At 66.8% G+C, this 13,463-nt stretch carries 18 protein-coding genes and 1 pseudogene; 9 read left to right on the forward strand and 10 right to left on the reverse strand.

What is annotated here, in order from left to right:
- Window positions 1-254: 254 nt before the first annotated feature.
- Both C3B61_RS18705 and C3B61_RS18710 read right to left on the reverse strand, forming a co-directional pair.
- Entirely contained in the window at window positions 255-554 is a 300-nt protein-coding gene (locus tag C3B61_RS18705) for a Dabb family protein (RefSeq protein WP_103461989.1), read from the reverse strand.
- On the reverse strand, window positions 551-820 hold the full coding sequence (locus C3B61_RS18710; protein ID WP_088454966.1) for a glutaredoxin family protein: 270 nt from the start codon (window positions 818-820) through the stop codon (window positions 551-553). Before C3B61_RS18710 ends, C3B61_RS18705 begins: the two co-directional genes overlap by 4 nt.
- A 52-nt stretch (window positions 821-872) precedes the next feature.
- On the opposite strand from C3B61_RS18710, the gene C3B61_RS18715 reads away from it, so the two are divergent.
- Window positions 873-1,592, forward strand: a complete 720-nt coding sequence (locus C3B61_RS18715) for an HAD family hydrolase (protein WP_103461990.1) — start codon at window positions 873-875, stop codon at window positions 1,590-1,592.
- A gap of 42 nt (window positions 1,593-1,634) precedes the next feature.
- On the opposite strand, the gene C3B61_RS18720 is transcribed toward C3B61_RS18715, so the two are convergent.
- The 3 genes from C3B61_RS18720 to C3B61_RS18730 form a co-directional block, all read right to left on the reverse strand.
- Window positions 1,635-1,733: a 30S ribosomal protein bS22 gene (locus tag C3B61_RS18720; protein WP_003792170.1), complete on the reverse strand. Its 99-nt coding sequence runs from the start codon at window positions 1,731-1,733 to the stop codon at window positions 1,635-1,637.
- A gap of 60 nt (window positions 1,734-1,793) precedes the next feature.
- Window positions 1,794-2,027: a helix-turn-helix domain-containing protein gene (locus C3B61_RS18725; RefSeq protein ID WP_088454964.1), complete on the reverse strand. Its 234-nt coding sequence runs from the start codon at window positions 2,025-2,027 to the stop codon at window positions 1,794-1,796.
- Window positions 2,028-2,090: 63 nt separating this feature from the next.
- Window positions 2,091-2,549 (reverse strand): ArsR/SmtB family transcription factor, encoded by a 459-nt coding sequence (locus C3B61_RS18730; protein WP_088454963.1) that lies wholly within the window; start codon window positions 2,547-2,549, stop codon window positions 2,091-2,093.
- Between the two features lie 76 nt (window positions 2,550-2,625).
- Between C3B61_RS18730 and C3B61_RS18735 the strand changes: the two genes are divergently transcribed.
- From C3B61_RS18735 to C3B61_RS18745, 3 genes are read left to right on the forward strand one after another with little or no spacing between them, the layout of a single operon-like run.
- Window positions 2,626-4,068, forward strand: a complete 1,443-nt coding sequence (locus tag C3B61_RS18735) for a TrkH family potassium uptake protein (RefSeq protein ID WP_088454962.1) — start codon at window positions 2,626-2,628, stop codon at window positions 4,066-4,068.
- Window positions 4,061-4,732: a potassium channel family protein gene (locus C3B61_RS18740; protein ID WP_088454961.1), complete on the forward strand. Its 672-nt coding sequence runs from the start codon at window positions 4,061-4,063 to the stop codon at window positions 4,730-4,732. The genes C3B61_RS18735 and C3B61_RS18740 overlap by 8 nt, the downstream gene beginning before the upstream one ends.
- Window positions 4,733-4,765: 33 nt before the next feature.
- A complete protein-coding gene (locus C3B61_RS18745; protein WP_088454960.1) occupies window positions 4,766-5,167 on the forward strand; it encodes a cupin domain-containing protein in 402 nt (133 codons plus the stop codon).
- Between the two features lie 37 nt (window positions 5,168-5,204).
- Here the strand turns inward: C3B61_RS18745 and proC are convergent, their stop codons facing one another.
- Window positions 5,205-6,053: a pyrroline-5-carboxylate reductase gene (proC, locus tag C3B61_RS18750; RefSeq protein WP_088454959.1), complete on the reverse strand. Its 849-nt coding sequence runs from the start codon at window positions 6,051-6,053 to the stop codon at window positions 5,205-5,207.
- A gap of 81 nt (window positions 6,054-6,134) precedes the next feature.
- Here proC and C3B61_RS18755 point away from each other — a divergent pair, with 81 nt between their 5' ends.
- Window positions 6,135-7,097, forward strand: a complete 963-nt coding sequence (locus tag C3B61_RS18755) for a cation diffusion facilitator family transporter (RefSeq protein WP_103461991.1) — start codon at window positions 6,135-6,137, stop codon at window positions 7,095-7,097.
- Window positions 7,094-7,831, forward strand: a complete 738-nt coding sequence (locus C3B61_RS18760; RefSeq protein ID WP_103461992.1) for a glutamine amidotransferase — start codon at window positions 7,094-7,096, stop codon at window positions 7,829-7,831. The genes C3B61_RS18755 and C3B61_RS18760 overlap by 4 nt, the downstream gene beginning before the upstream one ends.
- Here C3B61_RS18760 and tadA read toward each other — a convergent pair.
- Window positions 7,773-8,234 (reverse strand): tRNA adenosine(34) deaminase TadA, encoded by a 462-nt coding sequence (gene tadA / locus C3B61_RS18765; RefSeq protein WP_103462030.1) that lies wholly within the window; start codon window positions 8,232-8,234, stop codon window positions 7,773-7,775. The two genes, C3B61_RS18760 and tadA, sit on opposite strands and share 59 nt — an antisense overlap.
- A gap of 95 nt (window positions 8,235-8,329) precedes the next feature.
- Here tadA and upp point away from each other — a divergent pair, with 95 nt between their 5' ends.
- The 3 genes from upp to C3B61_RS18780 all read left to right on the forward strand — a co-directional run bounded on the left by upp (window position 8,330) and on the right by C3B61_RS18780 (window position 11,033).
- A complete protein-coding gene (gene upp / locus C3B61_RS18770; RefSeq protein ID WP_088454956.1) occupies window positions 8,330-8,962 on the forward strand; it encodes a uracil phosphoribosyltransferase in 633 nt (210 codons plus the stop codon).
- Window positions 8,963-9,539: 577 nt separating this feature from the next.
- Window positions 9,540-10,250, forward strand: coding sequence for a winged helix-turn-helix domain-containing protein (locus C3B61_RS18775; RefSeq protein ID WP_103461993.1), 711 nt, complete (start codon window positions 9,540-9,542; stop codon window positions 10,248-10,250).
- 381 nt (window positions 10,251-10,631) lie between these two features.
- Window positions 10,632-11,033 carry a RidA family protein gene (locus tag C3B61_RS18780; protein WP_103461994.1) on the forward strand — a complete coding sequence of 134 codons (402 nt, stop codon included), beginning with the start codon at window positions 10,632-10,634 and terminating at the stop codon, window positions 11,031-11,033.
- A 143-nt stretch (window positions 11,034-11,176) separates the two neighbouring features.
- Here the strand turns inward: C3B61_RS18780 and C3B61_RS20140 are convergent.
- The 3 genes and pseudogenes from C3B61_RS20140 to C3B61_RS18795 all read right to left on the reverse strand — a co-directional run.
- Window positions 11,177-11,539, reverse strand: a pseudogene (locus C3B61_RS20140) (DedA family protein); the annotation flags it as partial.
- A gap of 271 nt (window positions 11,540-11,810) precedes the next feature.
- Window positions 11,811-12,503 (reverse strand): response regulator transcription factor, encoded by a 693-nt coding sequence (locus C3B61_RS18790; RefSeq protein WP_103461995.1) that lies wholly within the window; start codon window positions 12,501-12,503, stop codon window positions 11,811-11,813.
- Entirely contained in the window at window positions 12,500-13,360 is an 861-nt protein-coding gene (locus tag C3B61_RS18795; RefSeq protein WP_103461996.1) for a sensor histidine kinase, read from the reverse strand. The genes C3B61_RS18790 and C3B61_RS18795 overlap by 4 nt, the downstream gene beginning before the upstream one ends.
- Between the last annotated feature and the right edge of the window lie 103 nt (window positions 13,361-13,463).

Consider the following 13,463-nt stretch of genomic DNA (forward strand, 5'->3'; position numbering starts at 1 on the left):
AACACCAAGTAACACCCCCGCACCACACGAAAAACGGCCGAGCACCAGCTCGGCCGTTTTTTCGCGCCACAAGCACCACGCACCCCGTGCCCAGACCGCGAAAGCGGCCAACCGGTCACCACAACACCCCTGAAGCAACCACACCACCGCTCTCGCGAAAGGCACCTCCCGCGAAAGCGGCCCAACGCTCACCACAGCGCCCCGAAGCAACCACGACCCCGCTCTCGTGGCCTCGGGGCGGGACCGAGCGTCAGTCAGACGACGAGGTCCACGGCCATCCGTTCGGCGGTGACCGAGCGCACGTAGGCGCCCGCTGTCACGTGGGCCGGATGCGCCTGGTAACGACCTAGCGCCGCCTCGTCGTCGAACTTCGCGACGAGGGCCACGTCCCAGTTGGCGCCGCCGACCACGTCCGGTCCGATGCGAAGCGAGCGGATCTCGTCGACCACTCCCACGAGAGCGCCGAGCCGAGCCGCCATCTGGGCGGCGTTTTCGGCCTTTTCGGCAGGATCAGTGGCCGCCAGCTTCCAGGACACGATATGCAGAATGGTCATCGGACCTCCAGGAGTGCGGTGCGCAGGCGCGCCGGGTCGATCCGCCAGTAGTTGTGCACCAGCCCGTTGATGAGCAGCACCGGGATGTCTTCGACATACAGTTCGTGCAGCTCAGGGTCATCGAGAATCGACTTCTCCTCGAGCAGCACGGTCGGCGAGCCGGGTTCGGCAGCCAGCTCCGCGAGCACCGTGGTGACCACGCCCAGAGCGTCGTCGCAGAGGTGGCATCCCGGCTTGCCGATCAGGGTGAGGTGCGCGGTGGACATACCCCCAGCCTAGGCCGCTGCTGTGCGGTCACCGTGAGTAGACTCAAGCGCAATGTCCGACGAATCCGGTCCCCGCGCTATCGCGTTCTTCGACGTGGACAACACGCTTCTGCGCGGCGCGAGCCTCTATCACCTGGGCGTCGGCGCCTGGCGGATGCGGTTCATCTCGCTCGCCGACATTCTCGCGTTCGGTTGGAATCAGACCCGGTTCCTGGCGGTCGGCGAAGACGGGGTCGATATCGCCCGGCTCCGGATGCGGGCCATGGACATCATCACCGGGCACACCAGGGACGAACTCGTCGGCCTCAGCCACGACATCTTCGACAGCCGGCTCATCCATCGGCTCTGGCCGGAGACCGTCGCCGTGGCGCACGCCCATCTCAAGGCAGGGCGCGAGGTGTGGCTGGTCACCGCGACGGCCCAGGAGGTCGCTGATGTGATCGCGGAACGCCTGGACCTCACCGGCGCGCTCGGCACCAGGCTCGCCACCGTCGATGGCATCTTCACGGGTCAGCTCGTCGACGGCATCTGCCACGGCAGCCGCAAGGCCGTCGTCGCTCGCGGGCTCGCCGAGGATCGCGGCATCGACCTGGCACTCTGCTGGGCGTACTCCGATTCGCACAACGACATTCCGTTGCTCGAACTCGTCGGCAACCCCGTTGCCGTCAATCCGGACACCACGCTGCGGCGCTACGCACTGGCACGCGGTTGGCCGATCATGCACATGAAGATCGCACAGATCAAAGCCGCACACGCAAGCAAAAAGCGCTAGGTCAGTGACCTAGCGCTTTTTCAGGTAAACGGTCGAGACCGTCTACTTCTTATTACGACGCTGGTGGCGAGTCTTACGAAGCAGCTTGCGGTGCTTCTTCTTCGCCATACGCTTGCGTCGCTTCTTGATTACAGAACCCACACGGACCTCACAAAGATTTGGTTTAGCCGCGGGATTCGCGACCGACACGAAAACCCCATTCTAACGGATAAAGAAAGTCCCGTCCGACTCACTTCCTCCGAGAGTGGGTTCGATTGCCCTCAGGACCGCCGATTCCGGCACCCGGAAGGAGCGTCCGAAGCGCACGGCGGGCAGCTCACCGGCATGCACCATGCGGTACACGGTCATCCTGGACACCCTCATGACCTCGGCGACCTCGGCGACGGTGAGGAAGCGCAGATCGTCGAGTCGCGAGTCGGGAAGCGCACGTGACATGGCGGCTCCCTGCTATCGACGAGTGCGTGTGCCCGTCACTGTAAGGCGAAGCCCGGCCGCCCGCTAGTCGCTTTTGCGCCACTTCTTGACGCTCTTCTTCACCCCGGAGTCCTTGACCACGTGCTGCATCTGGAAGGAGGTATCGGCGAAAGCCTTACCGATCGCCGCAGCGAAGGCGCGCTGCTCATCCTTGAGGACCTCGGTGTCATCGACGACCCCCGCGAGCACGGTGTCCACGTCGATACTGAGGAACGGGATCAGCCAATCCTCGATCACTTCGAGCGGGGCATAGTCGAGGTGGTAGTAGCGGTGCTGGCCCTCTTCGCGCACGCCGACCAGCCCGGCCTCACGCAGCACCTTGAGGTGCTTGGACACCGTCGGCTGGCTCAACCCGAGCGAACTGACGATGTCGGAGACACTCAGCTCCCCCTGGGCGGCACTGGACTGGTTGTAGCGCTCGAGGAGAATGCGTAAGATATCGCGTCGGGTCGAGTCCGCCACTACGCCAAAGATGTCTGCCATGCCCCAAGGCTAGTCATTCCGGGTGCGGGTGCTATGACAAGTTGTCAGCGACCCCAGGTCAGGCAAGGCGATTCGAATGAAAACGCAGGCCCCCACCGCACGTTTCACGCAGCATTCCAACACCTGGTACGGGCACCTCCGGGACTCGGTCGACGGCCTGGTGCGCAGGTCCCCGTCCAGGTTCGCGCTTCTCGTCTTCACCTCGCTGATCCTGCTCTTCACCCTGTTGTTCTCCCTGCCGATCGCCTCGGCCGGCGATACCGACACCCCGCTGCATGACGCCGTGTTCACCGCGGTGTCGGTGATCTGCGTCACCGGACTCAGCACCGTGGACATGGCAACGCACTGGTCGCCGTTCGGCAATGCCCTGGTGGTCATCGGTGTCAACATCGGCGGCGTCGGCGTGCTGACCCTGGCCTCCCTGATGGGCCTGGTCATCTCCCGCCGGCTGGGCCTGCGCGCCAAGCTCATGGCGGCCAGCGACTCGAACCCGTCGCGCATCCATATGGGCCCGGTCAACGAGGGCCAGGCCGTGCGCCTCGGCGAGGTCGGCAGCCTGCTGCTGACCGTGGCCATCAGCACCCTGGTCATCGAGGCGGCGGTCGCCCTGCTGCTGTTCCCCCGGATGCTGATTGACGGCGTGCCCACCGGTGAGGCGCTCTGGCAGAGCATCTACTACGCGGCGATGGCGTTCACCAACACCGGGTTCAGCCCGAACGCCGGCGGCATCGGTCAGTTCGCCAACGATTACTGGTTCCTCGGCGCGCTGATGGTCGGCGTGTTCCTGGGCAGCCTGGGCTTCCCGGTGCTGATGACCTTCGCCCGCAGTTGGCGCACACCCCGCCGATGGTCTGTGCACGTAAAGCTCACGCTCTGGACGACCACGCTGCTGATGGTGTCGGGCATGATTTTCTATATCATCCTGGAGTTCGACAACCCGAAGACCTTCGGGTCCCTGAACGCCGGCGACACGATCTTCCAGTCCCTGTTCATGTCGGTGATGACCAGGTCCGGCGGATTCGCCACCATCGACATCGCCGACCTGCACGGCTCCAGCCTGCTGCTCAGCGACATGCTGATGTTCATCGGTGGCGGCTCGGCCTCCACCGCCGGCGGCATCAAGGTCACCACCCTTGCGGTGCTGTTCCTGGCCGCGTTCGCCGAGGCCCAGGGCAAGGAGCAGATGGAGGCCTTCGGCCGCCGCATCCCCAGCGACATCCTGCGCCTGGCGGTGAGTGTGGTGCTCTGGGGAGCGACCACCGTGGCCGTGTCGAGCATCCTGATCCTGCACATCTCCAAGGAGGCACTGGATGTGGTGCTGTTCGATGTCATCTCGGCGTTCGCCACCGTCGGGCTGTCGACGGGTCTCACGGCCGAGCTCCCCCCTGAGGGGGTCTATGTGCTGGCGGCAACGATGTTCATGGGCCGGGTTGGTACAGTGACTCTCGCGGCGGCGCTGGCAGCGAGCCAGAGCAGACAGTTGTTCAAACGCCCCGAGGAAAGGCCGATAGTTGGTTGACCGGATCAAGCAGAACGCTCCCGTGCTCATCATCGGGCTGGGCCGTTTCGGCGCGGCGACCGCGGGCAAGCTCGATCGGTTGGGCCGCGAAGTGCTCGCCGTGGATAGCAGCGAGGCGCTCGTGCAGAAGTGGTCGGAACGAGTCACTCACGCCGTGCAGGCCGACGCCAAGTCCATCGACGCGTTACGCCAGATCGGCGCCCAGGACTTCTCCGTTGCGGTCTGCGCCGTTGGCTCCTCGATTGAGGCCAGTGTGCTGATCGTCGCGAACCTGGTCGACCTCAAGATCCCGCAGATCTGGGCCAAAGCCATTTCGCAGTCGCACGGCAAGATCCTCGAACGCATCGGCGCTAATCACGTGATCTACCCCGAGGCCGATTCCGGCGAACGCGTCGCCCACCTGGTATCGGGGCGGATGCTGGACTTCATCGAATTCGACGACGACTTCGCCCTGGTGAAGATGTACCCGCCCAAGCCGATCCGCGGCCTGAACCTCACCGAGTCCGGGGTGCGCACCAAGCATCACGTGACCGTCGTGGGCGTGAAGAGCCCTGGGCGCCCGTTCACCTATGCCACGGCCGAGACGGTGGTCTCCGACCATGACCTCATCATCGTCGCCGGCACCGAGGGCGACATCGAACGTTTCGCGGCCCTCGGCTCCTAACCGAACACACGCTGGTTGACGCAGAATGGTTCCATGACACTCCTCTCCGGCATCGACCTCGAGGCAGAACTCCGGCAGGTTGAAGCGCATTGGACGCCACGAGTCGTCGGGCGGGTGAACGATCAGTACGTTAAGGTTGCGAAGCTTCTCGGCGAGCTGGTTTGGCACGCGCACGACGCCGAGGACGAAATGTTCATCGTCGTCTCGGGTCGGCTTCGAATCCAACTGCCGGACGACCAGGAGGTTGTGCTCACGCCGGGACAGTTTTACATCGTCCCCCGCGGCGTGCAGCACAACCCTGTCGCAGACGAGGAAGTGCACATCGTCCTCATCGAGACGGTAACCACCGCTCACACCGGGGATGTGATCGTAGAGGGCACCGTGCCGGTCGAACGGCAATTAGGCAACCTGTACCGGACTGACGCCAATACCTGAATCGACCGACGAGATGGGCGGGCGAGGCGAGTGGGGGTTAGGAGGCGGCGAGTTCCCGGGCCCGCGCGAGCGCGGCATCCGTCGCCCGGTCGAACAGGCCCTTGACGTCGCCGGTTTCGAGTTGCTGCACGGCCCGCTCCGTGGTGCCCTTGGGGCTGGTCACCTGGCGGCGCAGCTCGGTGGGGGTCAGGTCGGACACGGCCAGGAGTGCGCTCGCGCCGAGGAAGGTGCCGTTGACCATGGTCGCCGCCTGGGCGGGGGTGAAGCCCTTGTCGATGGCCGTCTGGGTGAGCTGTTCGATGAGGTAGAAGACGTAGGCCGGGCCGGATCCTGAAATGGTGCTCAGAGCGTCGATCTTGTCCTCTGGCACCACCAGCACCTCACCCACCGTCTCGAACAGGGCGGTCGCCAGCTCCATCTGCACCGCCGTCGAGCGGGTGCCGGCGCTCAGCCCGGTGACGGCCATGCCCACCACGGCTGGAGTGTTCGGCATCGACCGAATCACGGCAACCCCGTCGGGCAGGTGCGTTTCGAAGGTGGCGATGGTGACTCCGGCGGCCACACTCACGACGAGGGTGCCGGGCTCGAGGCTGTCGGCGATCTCGGCGAGCAGGTCGGGCACCATCGCGGGCTTGACGGCCACGATGACGATGCCGGCCCCCTTCACCGCGAGTCTGTTGGCGTTCGGTTCGGTCTCGGTCGCCCATGCGGTCACCCCGGCGGTGCCGGCGAGTTCGGCAGCCTTGGCGGCTGACCGGTTGGTGGTGCGGATGCCGCCGTCCACCGTCACGGTGGGCTTGAGCAGTCCGGCCAGGACGGCCCTGGCCATCGATCCGGCGCCCAGGAAGGCGATGGCGGGCAGGGTGACGGGTGCGGTCGAGGTCATCCCCCCAGTGTAGTTTTTCGCGCCAGGCCTACCCGGGGCATCTGGCCGATCGAGAAGATGGACGGTTCTAGGATTGGTCGCATGAGCGCATCAGGCGGAAACAAGGCGATTGTGGCGGCGCTGCTCGCCAATCTCGGTATCGCGATCACCAAGTTCATCGCCTGGTTCGTCTCGGGGTCCTCCTCGATGCTGGCCGAGGGCGTGCACTCGCTCGCAGACTCCGGCAACCAGGTCCTGCTGCTGATCGGCGGACGCAAGTCGAAGAAGGCCGCCGACACCGAGCATCCGTTCGGCTACGGGCGTGAACGCTACGTGTACGCGTTCGTGGTGTCGATCATTTTGTTCTCCGTCGGTGGCGTGTTCTCGATCTACGAGGGCATCGAGAAACTCCAGAACCCGCACGAACTCGAGAACGCCTGGTTGCCGATCCTGGTGCTCCTGGTTGCGATCGGCCTGGAGTCGTTCTCGCTGCGCACCGCCGTGAAGGAGTCCAACCACACCCGCAAGGGCGAGACCTGGGTGCAGTTCATTCGGCACGCCAAGGCCCCCGAGCTTCCCGTGGTGCTGCTCGAAGACGTTGCGGCGTTGACCGGCCTGACGCTGGCCCTGGGCGGCGTGGGCCTGACCGTGCTCACCGGTGACGCCACCTGGGACGCCGTCGGCACCCTCGCGATCGGCGTGCTGCTCGTGCTGGTGGCCATCGTCCTGGGCATCGAGACCAAGAGCCTGCTGGTGGGCGAGGGCGCCAGCGACAAGGATGTCGACGCCATCAAGGCCGCCATCCTGGCCGGCCCGGAGACCAAGAACCTCATCCACCTCAAGACCCTCTACCTGGGCCCGGACGAACTCCTCGTGGCCGCCAAGCTCTCCTTCGACTCCGCTCAGCGGTTCTCCGACGTGGCCGCCGGGATCGACACCATCGAGGCCCGCATCCGCGAGGCCGTGCCCAGCGCCAGGGTGGTTTACCTCGAGCCCGACCTCTACATCGACCCGGCCACGGTCAACCCGCCCACCGACACGATCTTCATCAAGGGACGCGAATGAGTGCGAGCCGTATCGCCGTCGTCCTGCGGCACGCCGACGATATCCACCTGGGCAACCTGGAGCAGGTGCTTCTCGACCACGACTACACCGTGCACTACATCGACACCCTCGGCGCCGACGGCCTGCGCGGCATCGACCCGGCCGCGGCCGACCTCCTGGTGGTGCTCGGCGGTGAGATGGGCGCATACGAGACCGAGAGTTATCCGGTACTCACCGACGAGATCGAGTTGCTCACCCGCCGGCTCGCCGCCCGCCGCCCGGTCTTCGGCGTCTGCCTGGGCGCCCAGCTGATGGCCAGCGCCCTCGGCTCCCCGGTCTACCGAGGCCAGAGCAACGAGATCGGTTTCCGCCTGGTGGAGCCCACCGAGGCCGGCCAGGCCTCCCCGCTCCGCCATGTCAGCGGCATCCCGATGATGCAGTGGCACAGTGACACCTTCGACCTGCCGGCGGGCACCATCCGCCTGGCGGGGTCGGCCGCCTACGGCAACGAGGCTTTCGCCATCGACGACTGGGCCCTGGCCGTGCAGTTCCACCCCGAGGTGACCGCGGAGATGCACGAGACCTGGCTGAGCTCCTCCGAGGCCGAGGTCCGCGCTGAGGGTCTGGAGCCCGACGCCCTGCGGCAGGAACGCGCCCAGCACTCCGCTGCCATGCAGCAGGCGTCCAGCGCGATGTTCAGCGAGTGGCTGTCGGCCCTGCCGGGCGACGCAGCGGGTCCTCAAAGAACTCGGTGAGCAGAAGGCCGCACTCGCCCTCGGCCACCCCGGACACCACCTCGACCCGGTGGTTGAGCCGGCGGTCCCGCAGCACGTCGTAGAGCGAGCCGGCGGCGCCGGCCTTCTCGTCCCAGGCCCCGAAGACCACGAGGGGGATACGGGCCGCCACGATCGCGCCGGCGCACATCACACAGGGCTCCAGAGTCACCACGAGGGTGCAACCGGTCAGGTGCCAGTCCCCGGTGGCGGCGGCTGCCTCACGGATGGCGACAACCTCGGCGTGCAGGGTCGGGTCCTGGTGGAGTTCCCGTTCATTGCGTCCCCGACCGATCACCCGGCCGGCGGCGTCCAGCACGACAGCGCCGACCGGAACGTCGCCGCTGGCCAGGGCGCCGTGCGCTTCGTGGAGGGCCAGCCGCATCCAGGCCAGGTGTTCCTCGCTCTGCCGCACCACCCCACCCCATTTCCGAGTAGCCCACGAGAGCCGGATGCCCGTTGAGCTAGTAGATTGAGCCTATGCGAGTCCACGTAGCCGACCATCCGCTCATCACCCACAAGCTCACCGTGCTGCGTGATCAGAGCACCTCGTCACCGATGTTCCGGGCGCTGGTGGAAGAGCTGATGACGCTGCTGGCCTACGAGGGCACTCGAGGCGTGCGCGTCGACGAGGTCACCGTGCAGACCCCGGTGGCGATCGCCCGCGGCGTCAAGATCAGCGACCCGAAGCCGCTCGTGGTGCCAATCCTCCGCGCGGGCCTGGGCATGCTCGAGGGCATGGTCAAGCTGCTCCCCACCGCTGAAGTGGGCTTCCTGGGCATGGCACGCAACGAAGAGACCCTGCAGCCGACCACCTATGCGGAGCGCCTGCCGGACGACCTGTCCGACCGTCAGTGTTTTGTGCTCGACCCGATGCTGGCTACCGGCGGCTCGCTGATCGCGGCCATCGAGTTCCTCTTCGACCGCGGCGCCGTCGATGTCACCGCCATCTGCATCTTGGCCGCCCCCGAAGGTCTAGCCGCCGTCGAGGCCGCTTTGGCCGGCCGTGAGGTCACCATCGTTCTGGGCGCCGTCGACGAACGCCTCGACGAGCACGGCTACATCGTGCCCGGCCTCGGCGACGCAGGCGACAGGCTCTACGGCCTGGTCTGATCCGGCCCGGTCTGTTCAACCGGCTGCGGGCATCGTCACATTCGGCGCGCCCGCAGTACGCAGATCCTGCGACGCGCGGCGCGCCGACCGCGGTTAGATTCACAAAACTTTGAAATAGTTCGCTTCTCGGTGGATTTCTTTGATGGATCGCCGTTTCGTGCGAGATCCTACGAACTCGTACAGCCCCTCGTGAACCTGATGCAGGCCACCGGGCGCTTTCCGCCGTCACTGAATTGACACAACTTGTCACAGTCGGCTTTACTCACACTCATGACTTCCACCACACGCATCCCGACCTCCGCCGAGGCTTTGGGGACTGCCGGCATGATGATGCCCGGCAGTGTTATGGCGTGTTGCCGAATGTGCCGCTAGACCAGACAGGCACTCTCGCCGAGTCACTCGCCCCTCACCCGCTGATCTGCAGCCGCTGAGGACGCCGCCATCGCGGCAGGGAGACTCCAGGGCCCTCGCTACCGAGGCCGCCCGCTCCACCGGCCGCTTAGGCCGCCCTTTCTCGAACCCATGAGCGCGGATGCGCCGGGTTCCCTGCGCATCATCACCCCCAAGGATTCCGATCATGTCACTCGCACACATCGACTCAGCCCGCTCCGTCCAGTCCTACCGCCCCGAGCTCACCCTGGCCCCGGCGCCCGCACCGGCCGCACCGCGCATCCGCGCCGTACCCGACGGCAGCCAGGCCCGTGGGTTCGTGCTCTACGTCGGTATCGATGAGGCCAAGGCCGCAGCGGCGGGCACGAGCCTGCACCGCATCGTCGAAGAACTCAAGAAGCTGACCCAGGCGATCGCCCCCTCGTCCGAGACTCACGCCGCCGTGGCCCTGGCTCCCGACGGCGTCGGCGGCCGGGACGTGGACGTCGTGCGCCTGGCCCTGCAGGACCCGGCCGCCCTCGCCAAGCGCCGCACCACGGCCGACGACGCCGACCGGGCGCCCGGCGGCGTGGTCGTTGACATCTCCCGCAAGCGCGTGATCCTCGACAACGAGACCGCCGCGCTCACCTACAAGGAGTTCGAGCTGCTGCAGTACCTGGTGCTGCGCGAGGGCCGCACCATCGAGCGCGCCGAGCTCATCGCCAAGCTGTGGGACGCCGAGAGCGAAGAGGATGCGCCTAACGAGCGCACCATCGACGTGCACGTGCGTCGTCTGCGCGCCAAGCTGGGCCGCTACGAAGACATCGTGCGCACTGTGCGCGGCGTGGGCTACCGCTTCGACCGTCACGCCGACGTATCGATCCGCCAGGCCAGCACGCCCAGCCCCGACCGCTTCTAACCGTCGCCGGCCGCTGGGTCGCACCCGCTCGTTTGCCGAGGTCGACCCGCGAGGTCTCGCCACGCTCGAGCAACGGGCGCACTCACCGGCCGTTAACGTGATTGAGGGCCGGTCGTAGAGGCAAACGACCGACCCTCTTCCCTTGCACCAAGAGTGTCCTGCAATCACATTCGCATCTTCCGCCACAGCAAACGGTTGACGCACTACGAATATATAACGAAGAGGTAACGGAGCGCCAGTTATCCAATCGTTATTTTCCTGCGAGTTCACAGTGCGTTCGCTTGGATCGCGATAAATGCCCCCTGCGTGCCGGCAGGCTGCGCGTCCGCCCTCGCGGTTGCGGGCGTAGCGTGTCGTCCAGGAAGAATCGGAGGAAACACCGTGGACATCATCCGCTTGCAACCCGCCGGACTCGTCAAGAGTCCGGCGTTCAGTCACGTCGCGATCGTTCCCGCGGGCGCCACGACCATCTATGTGGGCGGTCAGAACGGCGTTGACGACACCGGCACTGTCATCTCCGCGGATATCGCCGAGCAAACCAGCCGGGCGGTCGACAACGTCGTTGTCGCGCTCGGAGCGGCCGGCGCATCCCTTGTCGACGTCGTGCAGTGGACTGTATTGATCGCCGCGGATGCCGATCTGGGCGCCGCCTACGGCGCCATCGCGCCGCGGCTCGTCGGGCCCGGTGTCCCACCGCTGGTGACCGCGGCACGGGTGGCGGGACTGGGAGTACCGGGAGCCCTCATCGAAGTAAGCGTGATCGCGGCCAAACTGCCGTCATAGGACCGGCGGTCACGCGACCGACGGGCCCTTCTGACCACCAGGTCGATGATCACGCCTCCGGCGAGCGCGACCGCGACCGCGACCACGGCGCCCAGCACCGGTTGATCCCGTAACCAGGCGCCGGCGAAGACGCCGACGAGGACCGAGTAGCCGGCCCATGCCACCCCAGACACGGCGCTGAGCGGCACGAAACGGCGTCGGGCAAACCCGCTCGAGCCGGCCATGACGTTCACCGCAACCCGGCCGACCGGCACGAATCGAGCCGTGAGGATGACGGACGCCGCACGCCGGTCGAGGGCGCGGCGCGCACGATCGAGCAGCCGGGACGCTCTCGGCCCGCGTGTCCAGCGGAAGCGTTCGAGGTCAACCCGGCGGCCGAGGGAGAACGCCAGGTTGTCACCGACGAACGATCCGATGGCCGCCACCAGAAACACCGCCCAGGGATTCGGGGTCCCGGTGGCAACCCCGATCGCGGCGACGGCCACCACGACGGGCTCACTGGGCATGGGCGGAAAGAACCCGTCGAGGGCCACGAGCAGCAGAACCACGACGAGCACGAAGGGGGATGCCGCCCAGGAAAGTATGAGCTCGTTGAGCGTCTCCACAAGGATCCGATCTGCCGGGAAGTCCACCTCAGAGCGATGGCGGTGAGGCGGGACTTCGTCTGTCTCCGACGCTACGGATGCGCTCCAGCACGCACCATCGAGCTGGCTCCCGTACTCGCAGGCGGGCTAACCCCACCATCGCCGCCCGAGGGAGTTGTCCAGGGGGTGACTCCTAGAGCCTCCTCGGCAGCACGAGCCCGTTGTCGTAGGCGGCGATGACCAGCTGCGCGCGGTCCCGCGCGGCTAGTTTGCTCAGCAGGTGCGAGATGTGTGATTTCACCGTCTTGACCGAAATTGTGAGGTGCACGGCCAGCTGGTCGTTGGAGAGACCCCGACCGATCAACCCCAGGACTTCGACCTCGCGGTCGGTGAGTGCGGCTGCCGCCCCGCGCTTGGCCGCTGCTCCCGCGGCTTCGGGCGCGCGGTTCAGGAAGTGCGCCACGAGCCGGGTGAGAACAGACGGGGCGAAGAGCGCCTCGCCCGTGCTGGTGCGGACGATGGCGTCGATGAGATCGCCCGGCTTGCTGTCCTTGAGCACAAAGCCGCTTGCTCCGGCCCGCAACGCGTCAAACACGTATTCGTCGAGCTCGAACATGCTCAGCATCAGCACCCTGGCGCCGCGGAGAGCGGGGTTCGAGCAGATTCGTCTGGTGGCCTCGATGCCGTCCAGCCGGGGCATGCGCACGTCCATGAGGATCACGTCGGGGAGGGTGGCCTCAGCGACGTCGACGGCCTCGAACCCATCACCCGCCTCGCCGACGACCAGGAGTCCGACCGCGGCGTTGATGACCTGGGCAAGACTACGGCGCAGGAGCAGCTGGTCGTCGACCAGGACCACCCTGATGGGCCGGGCGGGCGCGGTCATGGTTCGTCCCGGTCGGGCAGCCGGGCCTCGAGGCGGAATCCGCGCCCGTGTGGTTCGGCCACCAGAGTGCCGCCGAGGCTCTGGGTGCGTTCCCGGAGCCCGACGAGCCCCTGCCCGGCACCCGGGACAGCCAGCCATGCTGGTGTGGACCCCACATCGGTCACCGTCAGCGTGATGACGGATCCGCTGCGAACCAGCCGCACCCGGACGGCCGTCGGCCCGGAGTGCCGGAGCGTGTTGGCGAGTGCTTCGCGCACGATGACGGTGATCGCGAGCTGCACGCCCGGCGACACGTCGCCGAGGTTTCCACCGTCGAACACGACGGCCAGGCCGTTTCGGGTCGCTCCGGCGATGAGTCCGGGCAGGGATTCGAGGCTGTCCACCGGCAGCCGCGGCGCGGGGTCGTCGGTGCGGCGCAGCACCCCGAGCATGCGGCGCAATTCCACCGTCGCTTCCCGGCTGGCCGTCTCGATGTCCCCCAGCGCCTGCAGCAGGGTGGCACGGCTCTCACCGTGGTCGTCGAGGTGCTTGGCGGTGGCCGCGCGAACGGTGATCAGGCCCAGCCCGTGCGAGACGATGTCGTGCAGGTCACGGGCAATCTGGAGGCGTTCGACCGCCACAGCGCTCGACGCTGCCCACTCGGTGAGCGCGGCCTCGTGGGCATCGCGCTCGGCGCGAAGGGTGACAAGTGCCCACACCGAAATCGTCACGGTGGCGGCGATGATCCCGATCGGGAGGCTGACCGCGAGCGCGCCCGTCACACCGAATGTGACGGAGACGAGGAGCACGGCTGTCAATGCGGCGATCGCGAGGGGCGCCGCCCGGGATCGCCGTGCCGGACGCTCCCCCAGTGTCATGCGCCCGAGTCTACTGAGCGGCCGAGTCGGGGGCATCGGACCCAGGTCTGACAGTCCTGGGGCCGCCGGCAGCTGCACAGCGCCGCCCTGGGTCGGATGCGTG

It is taken from the genome of Cryobacterium zongtaii, from assembly GCF_002909375.1.
GTDB classification, from domain to species: domain Bacteria; phylum Actinomycetota; class Actinomycetes; order Actinomycetales; family Microbacteriaceae; genus Cryobacterium; species Cryobacterium zongtaii.